Annotated in this window: 16 protein-coding genes; 3 read left to right on the top strand and 13 right to left on the bottom strand. The window is 50.3% G+C overall.

All coding sequences use genetic code 11. From position 1 onward, the window contains the following. Positions 1–166: 166 nt before the first annotated feature. Positions 167–868, bottom strand: coding sequence for an alpha/beta fold hydrolase (locus tag Q1A69_RS13415; protein ID WP_299586191.1), 702 nt, complete (start codon positions 866–868; stop codon positions 167–169). 278 nt (positions 869–1,146) lie between these two features. Continuing rightward, entirely contained in the window at positions 1,147–2,259 is a 1,113-nt protein-coding gene (locus Q1A69_RS13410; protein ID WP_299586189.1) for an NADH:flavin oxidoreductase, read from the bottom strand. A gap of 148 nt (positions 2,260–2,407) precedes the next feature. On the opposite strand from Q1A69_RS13410, the gene Q1A69_RS13405 reads away from it, so the two are divergent. Then, positions 2,408–2,869: a helix-turn-helix domain-containing protein gene (locus tag Q1A69_RS13405; protein WP_299586187.1), complete on the top strand. Its 462-nt coding sequence runs from the start codon at positions 2,408–2,410 to the stop codon at positions 2,867–2,869. 20 nt (positions 2,870–2,889) lie between these two features. Here the strand turns inward: Q1A69_RS13405 and Q1A69_RS13400 are convergent, their stop codons facing one another. From Q1A69_RS13400 to Q1A69_RS13380, 5 genes are all read right to left on the bottom strand, one after another. Further along, positions 2,890–3,948 carry a type 1 glutamine amidotransferase domain-containing protein gene (locus tag Q1A69_RS13400; protein ID WP_299586184.1) on the bottom strand — a complete coding sequence of 353 codons (1,059 nt, stop codon included), beginning with the start codon at positions 3,946–3,948 and terminating at the stop codon, positions 2,890–2,892. A gap of 215 nt (positions 3,949–4,163) precedes the next feature. Next, positions 4,164–5,321 (bottom strand): HAMP domain-containing sensor histidine kinase, encoded by a 1,158-nt coding sequence (locus Q1A69_RS13395; protein ID WP_299586181.1) that lies wholly within the window; start codon positions 5,319–5,321, stop codon positions 4,164–4,166. Positions 5,322–5,394: 73 nt separating this feature from the next. Then, positions 5,395–6,090, bottom strand: a complete 696-nt coding sequence (locus Q1A69_RS13390; RefSeq protein ID WP_299586178.1) for a response regulator transcription factor — start codon at positions 6,088–6,090, stop codon at positions 5,395–5,397. 87 nt (positions 6,091–6,177) lie between these two features. Next, positions 6,178–6,906: a pteridine reductase gene (locus Q1A69_RS13385; protein WP_299586177.1), complete on the bottom strand. Its 729-nt coding sequence runs from the start codon at positions 6,904–6,906 to the stop codon at positions 6,178–6,180. Positions 6,907–6,911: 5 nt separating this feature from the next. After that, positions 6,912–8,132 carry a multifunctional CCA addition/repair protein gene (locus tag Q1A69_RS13380; RefSeq protein WP_299586175.1) on the bottom strand — a complete coding sequence of 407 codons (1,221 nt, stop codon included), beginning with the start codon at positions 8,130–8,132 and terminating at the stop codon, positions 6,912–6,914. A gap of 533 nt (positions 8,133–8,665) precedes the next feature. On the opposite strand from Q1A69_RS13380, the gene Q1A69_RS13375 reads away from it, so the two are divergent. Further along, positions 8,666–9,238 (top strand): helix-turn-helix domain-containing protein, encoded by a 573-nt coding sequence (locus Q1A69_RS13375; RefSeq protein WP_299586172.1) that lies wholly within the window; start codon positions 8,666–8,668, stop codon positions 9,236–9,238. 84 nt (positions 9,239–9,322) lie between these two features. On the opposite strand, the gene Q1A69_RS13370 is transcribed toward Q1A69_RS13375, so the two are convergent. The 3 genes from Q1A69_RS13370 to Q1A69_RS13360 form a co-directional block, all read right to left on the bottom strand. Next, positions 9,323–10,912: a SpoVR family protein gene (locus Q1A69_RS13370; RefSeq protein WP_299586170.1), complete on the bottom strand. Its 1,590-nt coding sequence runs from the start codon at positions 10,910–10,912 to the stop codon at positions 9,323–9,325. Continuing rightward, positions 10,906–12,189 (bottom strand): YeaH/YhbH family protein, encoded by a 1,284-nt coding sequence (locus Q1A69_RS13365; protein WP_299586167.1) that lies wholly within the window; start codon positions 12,187–12,189, stop codon positions 10,906–10,908. Before Q1A69_RS13365 ends, Q1A69_RS13370 begins: the two co-directional genes overlap by 7 nt. 166 nt (positions 12,190–12,355) lie before the next feature. After that, entirely contained in the window at positions 12,356–14,278 is a 1,923-nt protein-coding gene (locus Q1A69_RS13360) for a PrkA family serine protein kinase (RefSeq protein ID WP_299586165.1), read from the bottom strand. 356 nt (positions 14,279–14,634) lie between these two features. Here Q1A69_RS13360 and galE point away from each other — a divergent pair, with 356 nt between their 5' ends. Continuing rightward, positions 14,635–15,663: a UDP-glucose 4-epimerase GalE gene (galE, locus tag Q1A69_RS13355; protein ID WP_299586163.1), complete on the top strand. Its 1,029-nt coding sequence runs from the start codon at positions 14,635–14,637 to the stop codon at positions 15,661–15,663. Positions 15,664–15,765: 102 nt separating this feature from the next. Here galE and Q1A69_RS13350 read toward each other — a convergent pair whose 3' ends face one another. The 3 genes from Q1A69_RS13350 to pdxA are packed head-to-tail and all read right to left on the bottom strand — an operon-like array spanning position 15,766 to position 18,452. Continuing rightward, complete coding sequence (locus tag Q1A69_RS13350; RefSeq protein ID WP_299586161.1) at positions 15,766–16,578, bottom strand: symmetrical bis(5'-nucleosyl)-tetraphosphatase; 813 nt, start codon at positions 16,576–16,578, stop codon at positions 15,766–15,768. A 33-nt stretch (positions 16,579–16,611) separates the two neighbouring features. After that, entirely contained in the window at positions 16,612–17,412 is an 801-nt protein-coding gene (gene rsmA / locus Q1A69_RS13345; protein ID WP_299586158.1) for a 16S rRNA (adenine(1518)-N(6)/adenine(1519)-N(6))-dimethyltransferase RsmA, read from the bottom strand. Between the two features lie 53 nt (positions 17,413–17,465). After that, positions 17,466–18,452, bottom strand: coding sequence for a 4-hydroxythreonine-4-phosphate dehydrogenase PdxA (pdxA, locus tag Q1A69_RS13340; protein WP_299586156.1), 987 nt, complete (start codon positions 18,450–18,452; stop codon positions 17,466–17,468). Positions 18,453–18,478 lie beyond the last annotated feature (26 nt).

Raw genomic sequence — 18,478 nt, 5'->3', positions numbered from 1 at the left:
ACATGAGAATGTTACAAAAGAAACCTGCGCGTGTAGCATCCTACTTCCGGCATGAATCGATTAAATATGCAGCATAACAGAACTATTTGTCCGCCGGGTTAATAGCAGAAGTTTCTTTGCCCGGCTATGGGCGACCAGGTTTATCAGCGCCACTGCGGCAACTTTATTATCGAGATAAGGTGGCACCATACTGATTACTTTTTTGAATATTCTCCTCCAGTGCGCTGAGTAGGAGTACGATTTGCGCTCCCATACTGTAACCGGCGAGATTGATATTGGTTTTATCGAGCTGGGGCTGCGTTGAAATCCAGTCGATCAAAACCCGATAATCCAGAACGGTTTTGCGAATCATATTCTCATAGGCGGTTTTATCGCCAAAGAAGTGCAATTTTTTCATGATGCTGCTTAGGGGCCGTTCCGGGTCTTTGCGAATGCCGTGATATCGTGCATCAATGGCGATAACCGCATAGCCTTTACTGTTGGCAATATCGGTAATTTTATTGACCTGGGTAATTGTCGGGCGCCCTTTGTAGGAGTCCCCCCACCAGCGCTCGTGGCTTCTTCCCATTGCGGAAACACCCAACAAAACTGGATAGCTGGGTTTTTCAGTCTGGGGATAACGAATTTGCCCATTTACCCTGTCGCCGTCAAAACTTGAAAAAGAGAAGCTGAACTGCCGGTTTCCAAGCGGTGTTAGGGAAAAATCAATATTCTGCGGAGCCTGGTAGTTGTAGGAAGAAACAACCTCTTCATAACTCATGGGTTCCCCCTTCAGCGCAATAAAGAGGTACCAGTAGAGAGCCATTGAGGCGAAACCCAAAATGCCAAGGGGTAGCGCTTTAATAATTTGGGCGGATGTCCTTTGCATAAAACCGATCTCCAGTATTTATGGAGGAGAGGTTAAGCAAGGGCAGGTGAAATTTGGGTGAGGTTGGGGGAGAGGTGATGATTTTCGGCACAAATACTAAAAAGGGAGAAGGAAAGAAAGCACCGCGCTCGGGACCCTATGAGGCATGGATGCCGATTAGGAGCTTACAGGGATGTATTCACAGCGTGTCTCGAGTGCGATGTATTCTTTCCTTCCGTCCCAGTAGTAATTGCTAACAGAAAGCAGCCGGGTAGGGCTGCTTTCTGTTGCGTTGACCCTTAACTGAGGCTCATTAGCGATTCCTTGGTAAATGGCGTGATTTCCTCGGCGCGGTTCTCGCGCATCTTGGCGAACCAGTGGGGGTCTTGTAAAAGAACACGGCCAACGGCGATCAGGTCGAACTCCTGATTGTCCATACGGCGGGTCAGCTCGCTTAGGTCGGTAGGGTTGGCGGTACCGCCCATTCCCTGATTATTACCGCCGATAAAATCATCGTCGAGGCCGACACTGCCTACGGAAATTACCGGCTTTCCGGTCAGTTCCTTGGTCCAGCCTGCCAGGTTAAGATCAGAGCCCTCGAACTCCGGCACCCAGAAACGTCGGGTTGAAGCGTGAAATATATCCACTCCGGCTTCAACGAGCGGTGTCAGGAAGCGTCTTAGCTCTTCGGGGTTTTGCGCCAACTTGGCGTCGTAGTCTTGCTGTTTCCACTGGGAGTAGCGCAGTACTAAGGCAAAGTCCTCGCCCACGGCCGCGCGTACCGCTTTTATAATTTCCACCGCAAAGCGGGTGCGGTTTTCGATGGAGCCGCCGTATTCGTCATCGCGCTGGTTGGTGCCTTCCCAGAAGAACTGGTCGATCAGGTAGCCGTGGGCACCGTGAATCTCGACACCGTCGAAACCAATTTCCTTGGCGGCTTTGGCCGCATCAGCAAAGGCCTTTACGACCTCCTGGATATCTTCTTTGCTCATCGCCTGGCCATTGGATTTGCCAGGTTTGAACAGGCCTGAGGGCGAGTAGCCGGGTACGGATTTGTCCGGGCCTATGCCCTCTTTGCGCACGGAGCCCACATGCCACAACTGGGGGATAATCTGGCCACCAGCCGTGTGGACTTCATCCACGACTTTTTTCCAGCCGGCGAGGGCGGCTTCACCGTAAATTGCCGGTACATTTTCGTAGCCGTTGGCGGCTTTGTGATTGACGAAGGTGCCCTCGGTAATAATCAGGCCCACCTCACCCTCGGCGCGGCGGCGATAGTAGCCGGCCACTTGATCATTGGCGGCGTAGCTCGGTGACATGGTGCGGGTCATGGGAGCCATAGCGACCCGGTTACGCAGTTTTAGGGATTTATGCTCGAAAGGACGCAGCAGGCTGTCCAGGGAACCGCTCATTTCTCTCTCCTGAATTACTCGATTCAATACTGGGACTCACTGGTCCCTCTGGGTCATAGTTAATATGGTTGCGTTATAAGACCTTATTTTTGTCTGGAGTTCAATATCTAGTTTCGTGTTGCAACTCTTTTACCGGTATACTGGGGGCATGTCACGTAAACGTTTTGATGATCTCGATTGCTCTCTAGCCTGTGCCCTGAATGAAGTGGGGGACTGGTGGTCCCTGCTGATAATCAAGCAGGCGATGCTGGGTACTCGCCGGTTTGTGGATTTCCAGCGGAACCTGGGAATCGCCAAGAATATCCTCGTGGATCGCTTGTCCCGCCTGGTGGATAACGAAGTGTTGGTGCGTTTTGATGCGGGTGAGCACGGGACCCGCTATGAGTACCGCTTAACAGAGAAGGGCCGCGACCTGCTCACCGTAGTGATAGCCCTGCGCCAGTGGAATATGCGCTGGAACGGCAATAAAGATGGTATGCATCTGGTCGATAAAAACAGTGGCGAGCCAATCTCCGAAGTGGCTGTGCAGAGTGCGCAGGGACAAAAACTCAGCATCCGCGATGTATTATTTGTGGATGAAAATGGCCAGCCCCTAGAGCAGGCTGGCTAGAGAGCTTTTCACAGGCTTTGTTAGTCCTGGCTCTTCGATAGCAGCCTGATAATATCCAGGGTCTTGCTGGGTTCCCAACGCATAACAGAGATGATGCCATGCATGGCCAGTAGGCGCTGGTCTATTCCCCCTTCCTCTTGAAGCTTCTTTAATTCCTCTGTGGCCTCGGTAAAGCCGTGTTGCTCATAAGTGAGGAGTAATTCGACGGTCTGCTCCGCCGGAGTGACTTGGCGTGGAACCGGGGTATACCCCATCGCTCTTACCATACTCTCAGCCGCCAGCCAGGTGGACCAGGGGTTTTGCCCGGTAATAAGCTGGCCATCCACGCTGACTTGCTCCAGGTAAGTGGGCCCAGCTTGAAAAAACGCGCCCTGTTCACGTAAGCGATCTTCCAGTAGAAAGGGGAATCGTTGCCTGGCGTCGGGAATAAGAAATAGCTCCTCTTCGTTAGTAAAAGCACTTATCTGCCGATCGGCGATTAAGGGCTCGCCATTGTCCAGGGTGACATTGGCAAGTGCTGCCGGTCCATGACAAACGGCTCCGATAATTTTTCCGCCGCTATAGAGATCCCGCACCAGGGCTTGAATATGGGGATTGTCGGGGAAATCGAACATGGTGCCTTTACCGCCGACAAAAAATACTGCCCGGTAATTCTCTGCTGTTACCTGATCGATAGGAATACTGTTATTGACCTTTTGTTGTGCCTCCGGGTCATTGAGAAAGGCATAGTCGAAAGGCCCCAGATCATCTTTATCGATCACTGCAGGCGGTTTGCCGCCTTTGGGACTGGCAATATCGACAATAAACCCGTTGGCCGAAAAGATGTAATAGGGGCGTGCCAGTTCCGTTAATTCATAACCGGTAGCTTTGCCACTATCTCCCATCGTTTCAGTACTGGTGACAACAGCTAAGATTTTTCCTCGGCTTTCCCTGGGTAATTGTTGTAAATACGGCAGGTCACTTACTGTCGTAGTGGAAAAGTCCTGCTCTTGGGGTGGAATTAGGCCCTTAATCCAAATAATAAAACCAAAAAATACGGACAAAGTCAGAGCCAGGGAAATAACAATTTTCTTCAACATATTAATCTCCAAAATTGCAGTAGCAGACGGAAAATCTTCTAGTGAGTGAATTCGTAGGAGAATAAGGGGGGGAAGGTGAAATTCAGGTGAGATCGTGATTGCTAAATAGGAAGAAAGAATAAACTGTGCCCGGGATCGTATAAGGCATGGATGCCGATTCGCTGTGCCTTTTGAGCGCAGTATGTTCTAGTAATGAATATCTGGACCTTGGCCAGCTACTGGGTAAAAGACAGAACGCACTGATAAATATTTTTTCGACATTGGATAGAGATGGTCCATTTTAAGGCTTCACAGATTCTCTTGGTCAGGAAAAGGCCTTGACCAATACCGTCACTGCCTTCCCTCTTTTGGCCGGGTAAGAGGGAGGTTTCTAGATCTAATTGATTGTCTGTGGCGTTCTCAAAAAAGAGTGTGTCCCCCTTATAGGCAATAACCAATTTGGGGCTGGAAGCGTGCTGTAATGCATTACTGATTAAGTTGTCGAATAGCAGAGTTACCAGGTGTCGGTTGGCCAGGACTCTGACTTTGGGCCCTAATTTCAAATCAACAGTAAAATGCTTTTGCACAATTATCGGGTGTTGAATTAAAAGGCGCTCCTCTAGTAAGGCACGCAATGGGATATCTTCCGGCTGTAGAGACTCTGAGCGGGCGAGGGCCAATAGTGTTTTAACGGTTTTTTCCATACCGGTAACCGTTTCTAATAGCTCATTTTTTTCAGGTTTAGTCATTTCCCGATTTTGACTGAGAGCCAGCGTGCTTTTCAGAATGGTTAGCCCGGTGCGTAATTCATGACTTGTATCCCGGGTAAATTCGGTTTCCCTGCGCAATGTTAGCTTGAGCTGGTTAAGCGTATCTTGCAACGTACTTGCGAGATAACCGATTTCATCTTGTTTATTGTTATAAGGTAGGGAAATTAGAGAATCGCAGTTTCTTTGCTGTTTAACTGATTTAGCCAGGGTTACTACAGGCGCGATGGTTTTACGGGAAATACGAAAAGCACAATAGAGGGCTAAGAGTAGGGTTAAGATACAGGCGCCGGCAAAGAACCAGAGAAGTTGTAAGGATTGCCTTGTAACAGTGAGTAATTCACTGACTTCAGCTACGAGAACGGCAGAATCGTTGTCCGGAAAATGTACTCTGCGTAGATGGAAGTGATGTTCCGAATCACTAAACCATTCTGCTTTTTCTGCATGGCTTGGTAGGGCAGTGCGTAATTCGGTCGGAATTATTTTGCTTTCAGTGTATAGCGTTAAATAGGGTAGGCGTGGCTCTGGGGTCGCATTAGTCAGTCTTGCCTGCTGTTCGAGGTAGCGGACTTCTTCGGCCAATAAGTTATCGAGTAAATGGTCTTCAACCACATAGGCCACCATCATACAGATGGCAAAAAACACCAAGCATAGCAGCAGGGTAAAGCTGCCAAAAATAGCGAAGACCTTCCTCTGTAAATTACTGGTTTCGCGCATTGGGAATTTCCAACTGATAACCGAGATTGGTGATGGTTTTCAACATAGGGGCCTGGAAAGGCTTATCCAGTGTTTGGCGAAGACTATAAATGTGGGATTTTAAGGCGTCTGTTTCTGGGGGTTCATCACCCCAAATATGGTGGATTATTGCCGAGCGGCTTACTGGTGCTGGCGACGCCTGGGCGAGCATAGTGAGAATGCGAAAACCGATCGTTGTCAGGGGCAGAGGTTGTTTATCCCGGTAGGCCGTTTGCTGGTGCTGGTTTATCTGTAAATTACCGACCTTAATTTCTTCACTGGTATGTAGCTGGTGTCTACGTGCCAGGGCGCGGCATCTCAGTATCAGTTCCCTTGGCTCGAAGGGCTTACATAAGTAATCATCGGCACCGATACCAAAACCGCGTTCTTTATCTGCGATAGCATCGCGGGCAGTTAACATCAGAATTGGCATGTTAACTGGGGCATGTGCCTTGATTTTTTCACAGACCTCCAAGCCATCCATATCCGGCAGGCCCAGGTCGAGAATGACCAGGTCGAAGATTTGTTCCAGGGCCAGCTGTAAACCCTGGCTACCCCGGTGGGCATAATCTATCTGCCAGCCCTCCGCTTGTAGGAATTCGGCAAGCTGGCGGGTAATAGTGGGGTTATCTTCAATCAGCAATATCTTCAGTGAGCGCACAGGCAAATCTCTTGTGGCAGAGAAAGTTACCAAACATTCTGACAGAGTGCCGGTGAAATTGAAGTGAAGTCCCGTTGCTGGACGGGACTAGATGTTGAGGTTGCGGCCGCCGTCAACGGCAATAACCTGGCCGTTGATATAGGGGGCGTCACAGACAAGGAAGCGCACGGTCTTTGCGATATCGCTAGGGTCACCGGTTCGGGCCAAAGGAATGCGCTGGGTGATTTGCGCTTTCTTGGCTTCGTTAGATGCCTCTTGCTCTGGCCAAAGAATGGCACCGGGGGCGACTGCATTGACTCGAATCTGGGGTGATAGCTCCAGCGCGAGGCTTTTTGTCAGCATTACCAGCCCAGCTTTGGCGGCACAGTAAATAGTATGCTCGGGCATAGGGCGCTCGGCGTGGATATCCGCCATATTTACCACACAGCCTTGCTGCCGGCCGAGACTTTCTTTAAGGGCTTGGGTAAGAAAGAAGGGCACCTTCAAATTACTGCCGACTAGTCGATCCCAATCCTCCTCAGTGGCCTTGCCCACTGGGGTGGGGTGAAAGGCTGAGGCATTGTTCACCAGGGCATCAATACCGCCCCATACATCTTGGGCTCGCCGAGCGAGATCCGAGCAGGCTTGGGCACTACTCAGGTCACTGTGCAGTGCGATGGCAGAATTGGGACGGCGTTCGTTCAGGTTCTGTGCCAGGGCGCGAGCGGCTTCCGCCGAGTTGCGATAGTGAATAACCACCCGATGGTCATTGTGCAGTTCTTCGGCAATGGCGCGACCCAAGCGTGCGGCGGCGCCGGTAATCAATACACTACGCACTGAACTTATTCCTCATATTGGTCCTTTATTTTGGCGATCGCCTTAACACGCTCCCGGTCCAGCGCCTGCCCCAGCTTGGCGCCCTGGTAGCCTTCTTGGATCAGTGCTTCAGCAGTGACCGCGGCCGCCGCGTCGCGGGTGGCGCGCAGGAAGTTCACCTGTGGGTAATCTCGGTCCTCAAGCCCCTGGCGGCCTCGGGCATCCGCCTCACAGGCGCGCAGGAAATTCTCAAACCGCTCGGGACGGCGGAGTGCATCCAGACTGCGAATCATCTTCATGATGGTCTGTGGACGTAGATCAAATGCTCTGTGGCAGTGCAGGTGGTATTCACAGACTCCAACAGCCAATGCAGTTAATTCTTTGGGAGTGCGCCAGCGCTCACAGACTGCCCGCACCAAGGGAACACCGGCGGATTCGTGGCCGTGGTGGCTGGGCAATATCTCCTCTGGCGTTAAACCTTTGCCCAGGTCGTGTAGCAAGACAGCAAAGCGCACTGGCAGATCCGCAGGAGCAGAGCGCAAGGCCATTAATACATGCTCGCCTGTATCTACCTCAGGGTGGTGTTTGGGGGGCTGAGGTACCCCAAATAACTGTTCCAATTCCGGTAGAAGAATTGCCAGTGCTCCGCACTCTCGCAATACCTGGATAAAAATATCCGGGGCCGGTTCAGTAAGGGCGCGGCTAACTTCCTTCCAGATTCGCTCTGCCACCAGGTATTCAACTTCTCCGGCCTCAACCACTTGTCGCATGAGCGCCATAGTCTCCGCCGCAACAATAAATCCCAGATGGTGGTAACGGGCTGCAAAGCGGGCTACGCGCAGGATGCGCAGGGGGTCCTCGGCAAATGCGGGCGATACGTGGCGTAACAGTCGGGCCTCGAGATCGGCTCGTCCCCCATAGGGATCAATGAGGGCGCCGTCTTCCGATTCCGCTATCGCATTGATGGTGAGGTCGCGGCGTAGCAGGTCCTCTTCAAGAGTAATACTGGCATCAGTATTTACGGAAAACCCCCCATAGCCATGCCCGCTCTTACGCTCCGTTCGCGCGAGAGCATATTCTTCTCCGGTCTCAGGGTGCAGGAAAACTGGGAAATCCTTTCCTACAGGGCTATACCCCATGTCTAACATGTGTTCCGGGTTGGTACCAACAACAACCCAGTCGTGCTCAGTAACGGGGCGGTTGAGTAATTTGTCGCGTACGGCACCACCGACGAGGTAGATCTTCAAAGGAATCGCTCCGGGGCTGGAGAAACCGGTTTCCCGGTGAAGGGTTGCACTGCCATAAATCCATTGGTTCCGGCGCTGCCCACTTACCAGGGAATTGGGCAGGAGTTTCAGGGGAGGAGGTTTTGAGATTTTGGCAAGATAAAAAAAAGGCCCCGAAAAAACAAGGGGGCCCAGGGTCTTAGGGTATTCGCTTAGCAAACATCTAATTGCCAATCGCGGGGTAGCTGGCTTGCCGGCCATACCCGCTGGAGAGGATCTTGCGACACGGCTGTACCGCTAAATCTAAGGCCATTCTATGGGACCTGTCATACCTGTCAACTATATCTTTTAGTATTTTTTGAGGGGGTTGTTCCACTGTTCGTTAACTAAATACATGGACCGAATTTCGGGCTGGTTTTGCAGCATTGAACAGCATAATTTATAGGGGCGAACCTATTGTGCAGGATAATTTCGCGCCTGGCTTCGGGGGATGGGGCCTGGGCTCGAGAGATTGACCTGTTCATCAAGGATTGCAGTTGTTGGGGAGAATAAATATGAGCGAACTACATGTGCTAACCACCGGGGAAGCGGCTCGGTATTGTGGAGTCAATTTCCGTACGGTGATTCGCTGGATTGAGCGGGGGCAGTTGAAGGCTTACAAACTTCCAGGGCGCGGTGACCACCGTATCTGTGTGGAGGATTTTGTGGGTTTCCTTCGCGATAACTCGATGCCAGTGCCAAATGACTTGGCGGTGCCCAGTCGAAAAGTACTACTACTGACAACCGATTCAGAGCTGACTTCCACGGGCCTTCAGGCTTTAAAGAATATTGGCTGTGAAATAGAAGTGGCTGGGGACAGTTTTTCAGCTGGTATTTTACTGGCCAATGCCAAACCGGCATTGTTGGTTATCGACGCGGGCCTGATTGGCGATGGTGGTTTTCAGGTACTCGATTATTTGAGATCTCGCAGCGAATACACCAACTTGCGGATTCTCGTTGTGCCTGCTGAAGATGATCTGGATAAAGCCCGTTGGTTGGATGCGGGGGCGGATGCTTTATTAGCCCATCGCGAGGAACGCGGTGAGTTGGCGGCAAAAGCCAGGCTTCTGCTGGAAACAGATCACTAAACGGATCCCTTCCACCTAGGCTTATTCTCTGGCTATTCACCCCATTTGCACGGGAGCTGCGATTTAATCGCTCCCGTGCAAAATCTAAATGGGTTTCGGAATTAACATCGACTCCTCTTCCCCTTCTTGCCGGTCGCGCCCCTGCTCTGGACAATGGTAACTAGCCGTAACCTGATCTCCGTTGAGACTGTTGAGGTGTATATCGAAACCCCAAAGCCTGTGCAGGTGCCTAAGCACTTCAGGTGTTTCTTTGCCCAGTGGCCGGCGCCGGTGCTGAGTATGGTTCAGGGTGAGTGAACGGTCTCCCCGGGTATCTACCGAGTAGACTTGGATATTGGGTTCACGGTTACCCAGATTGTATTGGCCTGCGAGGTTTTCCCGTAGCTGCCTATAACCACTCTCGTCGTGTATGGCACTCACCACTATTTCATTTTCCTGATCGTTATCACTGATACAAAAAAGTTTCATATCCCGAATGACTTTGGGGGAGAGGAACTGCAAGATAAAGCTCTCATCCTTAAAATCGCGCATGGCAAATTGAAGTGTTTCGCGCCAGTTACTGCCGGCGATATCCGGAAACCAATGGCGGTCCTCTTCCGTTGGGTTCTCGCAGATACGCCTCAGGTCACTAAAAATGCTGAAGCCCAGAGTGTAGGGATTGATACCGTTGTAATAAGGGCTGTCGAAACTGGGTTGGTAGATCACGTTAGTGTGGCTTTGCAGAAACTCCATCATAAAGCCTTCAGTGACCCGGCGGCGTCGATAGAGCTCTGAGAGTAGGGTGTAGTGCCAGAAAGTGGCCCAGCCCTCGTTCATAACCTGTGTCTGACGCTGGGGATAAAAATACTGAGCAAGCTTGCGAACGATACGTACTAACTCTCTCTGCCAGCTCTCGAGTAAGGGGGCATTTTTCTCGATAAAGTAGAGAATATTTTCCTGAGGTTCCTCTGGGAAACGTTTTTCTATGGCCTCTTCGGTTCCCTCACCAAGCTTCGGAATGGTTCGCCAAAGGTCATTTAGTTGTCGTTGCCGGTATTCTTCACGTTCCTTTTGCTGGCGCTCCTCTTCGATAGCAGAGATGGGATAGGGGCGTTTGTAGCGGTCAACGCCGTAGTTCATCAGGGCGTGACAGGAGTCCAGTATGGCCTCGACCTCCCCAAGCCCATGGCGTTCTTCACAGCGAGAAATGTAATTCTTAGCGAAGATCAGGTAATCAATAATGCTGCCGGCATCCGTCCATGAACGAAACAGGTAATTTCCTTTGAAAAACGAATTATGTCCATAAGAGGCGTGGGCGATAACCAGTGCCTGCATCGTCATGGTATTTTCCTCCATGAGGTAGGCGATGCAGGGGTTAGAGTTGATCACTATTTCATAAGCAAGCCCCATCAGACCTCGCTGGTAATTGTTTTCAACGCTGATAAATTGCTTGCCGAAAGACCAGTGGTTATAGCCCACGGGCATGCCAACCGATGAATAGGCGTCCATCATTTGCTCGGAACTGATCACCTCAATCTGGTTGGGGTAGGTATCCAGACCAAACTCATCTGCTAGTTCACTAATGGCTCTGTCATACTCCTGGATCAGCTCAAAAGTCCACTCCGAAGTGGTGGATATGGGTTCTGCAGATTCAGGTTTTTGCGAATCGCTGCCGCTGGCAAAAGTGTCTAGCATCGAGCGGTCACCTTCTGGCTGAACAGTTGGCGGAAAACAGGATAAATGTCTTGAACGTCCACAATTTGCTCCATGGCAAAGTGACTCGGAAAAAGTGTACGCACGCTCTCGTACTCCTCCCACAGGGCTTGGTGATCTCTGGGAGTAATCTCTACGTAGGAGTAGTACTGCATATGGGGCATGATGTCGTCGATCAGGATTCTGTGACAGGTACTGGAGTCATCGTTCCAATTGTCACCATCGGAAGCCTGTGCACCGTATATGTTCCATTCACTGTCCGGGTAGCGCTCGCGCATAATCCGACGCATTAGCTTTAGAGCACTGGAAACAATCGTTCCGCCCGTTTCCCGGGAATAAAAAAACTCCTCTTCGTCCACTTCCTTGGCGCTGGTGTGATGACGAATAAAGACTACTTCTGTATATTCATAACTGCGTTGTAAGAATAGATAAAGCAGTAAAAAGAACCGTTTGGCTATATCCTTGGTGGCCTGATTCATAGAGCCGGATACGTCCATCAGGCAAAACATGACGGCGCGGGAGCGAGGTTTTGGTTGGCGGATCAATAGATTGTACTTAAGATCAAAATCATCTAGGAATGGCACTCGGCCAACACGTCTGCGCAGTTCGATAATCTCGCTTTTCAGCGCTTCTATTTTACGCTGATCACGCAGTGCCGTATCTTTTTGTTCCTCGATTTCAAGGACTTTTTCCAGTTCGCGAATTTGTTTTCTTTTGTTGCTAGTGAGGGCGATACGACGAGCATGGGCAGCTCTTAACGAACGAATGACGTTGAGGCGGCCTGGCGTACCTTCTTTACTGATACCCGCGCGAACTACCTGAAAAGACTCGTTGCCAGCGAGCCGCTGTTTGATCATATTGGGTAGTTGTAGCCCTTCAAACATGAAGTCGAGAAACTCTTCCTGAGAAATTTGGAAGACAAAGTCATCAACGCCCTCGCCACTGTCACTAGCGCCGCCGCCACTGCCATCTCCACCTTTGGGGTTTTGGCGTGGTATGCGATCACCGGCTGTGAACTCTTTATTGCCTGGCAGGATACGCTCAACATGCCCACCATCTCCATGAGAGAATAACGGTTCGCTGATATCTCGGGTGGGAATGCTGATTCGCTCGCCTTTATCCATATCCATTATGGAACGGCTGTTCATGGCGTCGCCAACGGCTTTCTTTATATGGGCCTTGTAGCGCCTTAAAAATCGCTGACGATTAACGGTACTCTTCTTTTTTCCATTCAGGCGGCGGTCGATGATGTAGCTCATAATTCTGCCTTTAGTCTGAATAAAACAATTGGGCAAAGGCCATTATGCAATCTATTCAGACGCTCTCTACAGGGCTGCTAGGGCCCCCAAGGGGAGCCCGTTAGCGATTGCGGTCTTGTGTCAGGCAAGCTGAGATGGTTCGCGAGCTTATCTGCATAAACTTCATTTACTGTGACTTTCGCACCCGCAGGTACCATTCTGACAACAGGCGAACCTGTTTCTCGGTATAGCCGCGTTCTACCATGCGGGCAACGAAGTCTGCATGCTTGCGTTTGTCGTCCGCAGAGGCCTTGGTGTTAAATGAGATTACCGGTAAGAGATCTTCCGTATTAGAGAACATTTTTTTCTCGATAACGGCACGCAGTTTTTCATAGGAGCGCCAGTCGGGGTTTTTACCCTGGTTGTTGGCGCGGGCACGTAGAACGAAATTGACAATTTCATTGCGAAAATCCTTCGGGTTGGATATTCCCGCAGGTTTTTCGGTCTTTTCCAGTTCTTCGTTCAGTGCACCACGATCAAGAATTTCCCCGGTTTCTGGGTCCCTATATTCCTGATCCTGAATCCAAAAATCGGCGTAGGTTACGTAGCGATCGAACAGATTTTGTCCGTATTCAGCATAAGATTCCAGATAGGCGGTTTGAATTTCCTTGCCGATAAATTCTACATACCTGGGCGCCAAGTACTCCTTGATAAAGCCGAGATAGTTCTCCTGTATTTCCGGTTGAAACTGCTCCTGCTCTATTTGTTGCTCTAAAACGTAGAGCAAATGAACCGGGTTGGCTGCTACTTCTGTTGCATCAAAATTGAAAACCTTGGAGAGTATTTTGAAGGAAAATCTTGTAGAGAGGCCATTCATGCCCTCATCAACACCGGCATTATCTCGATATTCCTGAATGGTTTTTGCTTTTGGATCGGTGTCCTTTAGGTTTTCTCCATCATAGATACGCATTTTTGAGTAGAGGCTGGAATTTTCCGGATTCTTAATGCGTGAAAGTACGGAAAACTGAGCCAGCATACGCAAGGTATCTGGAGCACAGGGGGATTTTGATAGGGAGCTGTTTTCCAAAAGTTTTTGATAGATTTTTATCTCTTCTAAAACCCGTACGCAATAGGGCACCTTGACGATATAGATTCGATCCAGAAACGCTTCATTATTCCGGTTGTTGCGGAACGACTGCCATTCCGACTCATTGGAGTGGGCTAGGATAGTGCCGTTAAATGGAATTGAACCCAGACCCTCGGTACTGTTGTAATTGCCTTCCTGGGTCGCTGTGAGTAGAGGGTGTAGCACCTTGATTGGCGCCTTGAACATTTCAACAAATTCCATAATTCCCTGGTTAGCGCGGCAGAGACTACCGGAAAAACTGTAAGCGTCAGGGTCGTTTTGAGGGTAATCCTCAAGTTTTCGGATATCAATTTTTCCAACCAGCGAAGAGATATCCTGGTTGTTTTCATCACCGGGTTCAGTTTTTGAGATCGCAACTTGGTCGAGAATGGATGGACGAATTTTTACCACCCTGAACTTGCTGATGTCGCCTTTAAATTCATGTAGGCGCTTAACTGCCCAGGGAGACATTATGGTGTTCACATAACGTCTGGCAATGCCGTAGTCCTCCTCAAGGATCCGTCCATCTTCATCCGGGGAGAAAAGGCTTAAAGGAGATTCAAAAACTGGAGAGCCTTTGATTGCGTATATTGGCACCTGCTCCATAAGTGCCTTGAGTCGTTCTGCAAGAGAGGATTTTCCGCCTCCTACTGGTCCTAGCAAATAGAGGATTTGTTTCTTCTCTTCTAGGCCCTGAGCAGCATGACGGAAGAAAGAGACGATTTGTTCTATGGCTTCTTCCATGCCATAGAATTCTCCGAAAGCCTTGTAACGCTTAATGACTTTATTACAGAAAATGCGTGATAAGCGGGGATCGCGGGAGGTATCTATCAGTTCCGCCTCGCCAATAGCCATGAGCATTCTCTCGGCGGGAGAGGCGTAGGCGCTGCGGTCTGTTTTGCACAGCTCCAGATACTCCTGGATGCTTAATTCTTCATCCTGGATTGACTCATATCTTTCCAGGTAGTGATTGAAAATTGTCATAATATTTACCTCCCTGTAGCCCTATGGACAGAGTCCAGCGTCCTGCTTATCGTTTGGATTCAGTGCACTGACTAGTTGTTTCAGAGACTGTACGCACTGCTCGTGCCACAGAGAGCTGTGATTGGCAGTAATACAGTCATTTCCATGTTTGAGCGTTGCCCGGCATAAAGCGCTATTGATTATCGCCGTTGCTAACCTTGTTCTACTCTGGGTGCGATCAATCGGTCCCAGCTTTTCCAGCATAGCTTTCCGTCTCACGGCGGTAAGGGAATGTCTCCCAGATAGGTTGAAAACAGCGGCAGTTTTAAGCTTTACTTGCTCCCTTTCAAATCTGTACAGAGTTATAAGGAGCCATTATGGCGATTCTAGTGACGGGTGGTGCCGGGTATATTGGTAGCCATACTTGTTTGGAGTTACTTTCGACGGGTTTTCAGCCCGTGGTGGTGGATAACCTTTCAAATAGTAGTGAAGAATCCCTGCGGCGCGTAGAGTCTATCTCTGGTGAAAAAATTCCTTTCTATAATCTCGATATATCCGATAGGCAGGGGCTTCGCCGGGTATTTACTGATCATAAGATTGAGGCTGTAATTCATTTTGCAGGTTTAAAAGCTGTTGGTGAGTCTGTCGCTCAGCCACTCCGTTATTATCAGAATAATGTCGCAGGCACCTTGATTCTTCTGGAAGTGATGAAGGAATGTGCTGTGTTTGAAATCATTTTCAGCTCATCGGCTACAGTCTATGGCGACCCTGAAACAGTGCCAATCAGGGAGGATTTCCCCACTGGTGCAACGAACCCCTATGGCGCAAGTAAGCTGATGGTTGAAGATATTCTACGGGATATCTGTGGGGCACCTGAGAACCCTTGGAAGGTGAGTTTACTGCGCTATTTCAATCCAATTGGTGCTCACGAGAGTGGCCGGATCGGAGAAGATCCTCGTGGAATACCTAATAATTTATTGCCGTATGTCGCTCAGGTTGCCGTGGGGCGCCGGCCTTTTTTACAGATTTTTGGTGATGACTATGCGACGGTGGATGGAACCGGTGTTCGGGATTACATCCATGTGGTGGATTTAGCAAGAGGCCATTTGGCTGCATTGGAGCTGTTGCGCAAGCCCTCAACGCCAGCAGGTTGCTATACCCATAATCTCGGCACAGGAACGGGAAGTTCTGTGTTAGAGGTCGTCAGTGCCTTTGAGGTAGCCAGTGGTAGGTCTGTGCCCTATAAAATTACCGCTCGTCGATCGGGAGATATCGCCGAATGCTATGCAGATCCAGCGTTGGCAGAACGAGAGCTTGGTTGGCGAGCTGAGTATAGCCTGAAGCGAATGGTTGAAGATACCTGGCGCTGGCAATCCAACAATCCGAATGGATATAGTGCTGATTAAATATTCAGGAATATAAGACTTTAGCCGATGGGGGGCTTCTCATTGGCTAATCAGTTTTTGTTGAAGGCAATTGGCTTCTCTATTTTTATAGTGGATTCACTCTTAGAGGCTACAGTCGGCACAAAAAAACTCCTCTTCACCAAGGCGCATGGCGGTTAGGTAGCCTCCCCATACACAACCCGTATCCAGGGCGAATACATTTGGGGTATCGGCTCGGCCCTCAAGAGCGGCCCAGTGCCCAAAAATGATTTTGTCTTCCTTAGTTTTTCTGTTGGGAAAGCTAAACCAGGGTTTGTACTCGCCATGAGATGCCTGGGGACCGCGTTTGGTGACAAGATCGAGTGTGCCATCTTCCTTACAAAAACGCATACGCGTGAAATAGTTGGTAATAGAGCGCAATCGTTCAATGCCAATTAAGTGATCGTTCCAGCAATGGGGTTCGTTACCATACATGCCGTAAAAGTAGGCTTTAGCCATCGCATCATCGGAAAGGGCGTGCTCGACTTCACGGGATAGTTTCTGGGCTTTAGTAATGCTCCAGATTGGGGGGATACCGGCGTGTACCATGGTATACCCCTTCTTATGAACGAGTAAGGGCAGGCTTTGAAGCCAATTTAGCAGGCGATCAGAATCTTTAGCTTTAAGAATTTTCGCCAGATCCTGCTCTTTTTCTGAGAGGTGTTTGGCACCATGTGCGAGGGCAAGGAGATGCAAATCATGGTTACCAAGGACGGCGGTAACTTGGTGTCTGTGCTCATAGAGAAAGCGCAGAGTGCCGAGGCTGTCATCACCGCGGTGTACCAAGTCTCCGGCTATCCACAGTTTGTCGCGGTCAAAGCGAAAATGGATTTTTTTCAGTAGGCGTTGCAATGGCTCTAAGCAGCCCTGTATATCGCCGATTGCATAAGTAGCCAAAACCTTATCCCCAGAAAATTCTACTTGTGGTACTTATTGTTGCCTAAGCCCTGCACAGTAATTTGTCAGCTCTACAAATTCCTGTACGCTCAGAGTTTCGGGTCGGCGGCTGGTGTCGACTGGTAGCTGCTCTAGATCAAGTGCTGGAAATAGAGGTTTTAACGCATTACGCAGTGTTTTACGGCGCTGTTGAAAGGCCACATTGACAACGCGCTCCAGTAACTTTTCATCTTCGGCGATGTAGGGAATTTGACTGTGGGGGACAAGGCGAACAATGGCAGACTCGACCTTGGGAGCGGGTCTAAACGATTGTGGGGGCACAGGGAATAGCCCTTGTACTCGGCAGTAGTACTGTACCATTACGCTTAGGCGTCCATAAGATTTAGTGCTGGGGCTGGCTCCAAGGCGGTCGACGACCTCTTTTTGCAGCATAAAGTGCATGTCCTGCACTTTGCCCTTAAAACTGAGTAAGTGGAATAAAAGAGGCGTGGAAATATTGTAGGGGAGGTTGCCAACAATGCGCAGGGCGCCGTCCGCGGCGAAGGTGCCAAAGTCAAATTTGAGTGCATCCCGCTCAATAATCTTGAACTCGGGGTAGTCCCTAAACTTAAATTCTAAAAGCGGAATCAGGTCCCGGTCGAGCTCCACTGCAGTAAGGGATGGGCAGCGTTGCAATAACAATTCTGTAATCGCCCCCTGACCAGGTCCGATCTCAACGAGCTGATCCGTCTCTTTTGGCGCAATAGAGCGCACTATTCGTTCAATAATATTTCCATCAACCAAAAAATTCTGGCCGAAACGCTTGCGAGCCTTGTGTTGGAAGAAGTTGTCCATTAAATAATCTGCAATTCTAATCGTGATTTGGGGCATACACTGAGTGCGGCTGCCTAATGGTTCTGGAGTTGCGCCAATTCAATTGCCTGGCATAGGGCTGCCTGAAGGCTACCGCAGCTGGCCTTGCCGCTGCCAGCCAGATCCAGGGCGGTGCCGTGATCTACGGAGGTGCGAATAAAAGGCAGGCCCAGGGTGATATTGACAGCATTGCCGAACCCTTTGAATTTTAACACCGGCAACCCCTGATCGTGATACATGGCTAGTACCGCATCGAAATGGGCTAACTGAGGGGGCGTAAAAAGGGTATCCGCTGGCAGAGGCCCGACCAAATGCAGTCCTCGGTCGCGCAGCCGGGCTAATGCGGGTTCAATCACTTCAATTTCTTCCCGGCCCAGGTGCCCAGTCTCTCCTGCATGGGGGTTTAGGCCACATACCCCGATGCGGGGGGAACCGATGCGGAATTGCTGACATAAGCTTCGGTGCAAAATCTCTGTGACACTCTCCAGGCGTTCGCCAGTGATTGCGGCACTAACATCTTTCAGTGGAAGGTGGGTGGTGACAAGTGCTACACGTAGATCTTCTGAGGCAAGCATCATGACAACCTGTGGCACGCCCGCTCTTTCAGCAAAAAACTCGGTATGCCCGCTAAAAGAGACGCCAGCTTCATTGATGATCCCCTTGTGTACCGGGCCGGTGACCAGGGCATCAAACTGACCATTGAGACATCCATCGGCGGCCATCTCCAATGTCTTGAGGACATAGGGGGCATTGGCGGTGCTGAGCGCTCCGGGTTGGGCACTCTGTGCCAGTGGGGACGCCCGGATATAGAGACTGCCCGGGGGCGTGGCGGATACCGGCGCGCCTTCTGAAAGCGGTAGGAGTTGCAGGGGAAGCTTTAACCTGTGTGCGGTCTGCTCCAGTAGGTTGGGGTCGGCAATAGCAATGAGTTGTGCGTGGCTACCGCGCTGGGCAATTTTCACGCTCAGCTCTGGACCAACACCGGCAGGTTCCCCGGGAGTGAGAGCAATTCTGGGTATCATAGCGGTGCCATTTTTGATGCGAATAA

Origin of the sequence: uncultured Microbulbifer sp. (assembly GCF_947498635.1) — a bacterium.
GTDB lineage: Bacteria > Pseudomonadota > Gammaproteobacteria > Pseudomonadales > Cellvibrionaceae > Microbulbifer > Microbulbifer echini.
Note: the sequence above shows the minus strand (reverse complement) of the source record. Positions and strands in the feature narration are given on the sequence as shown.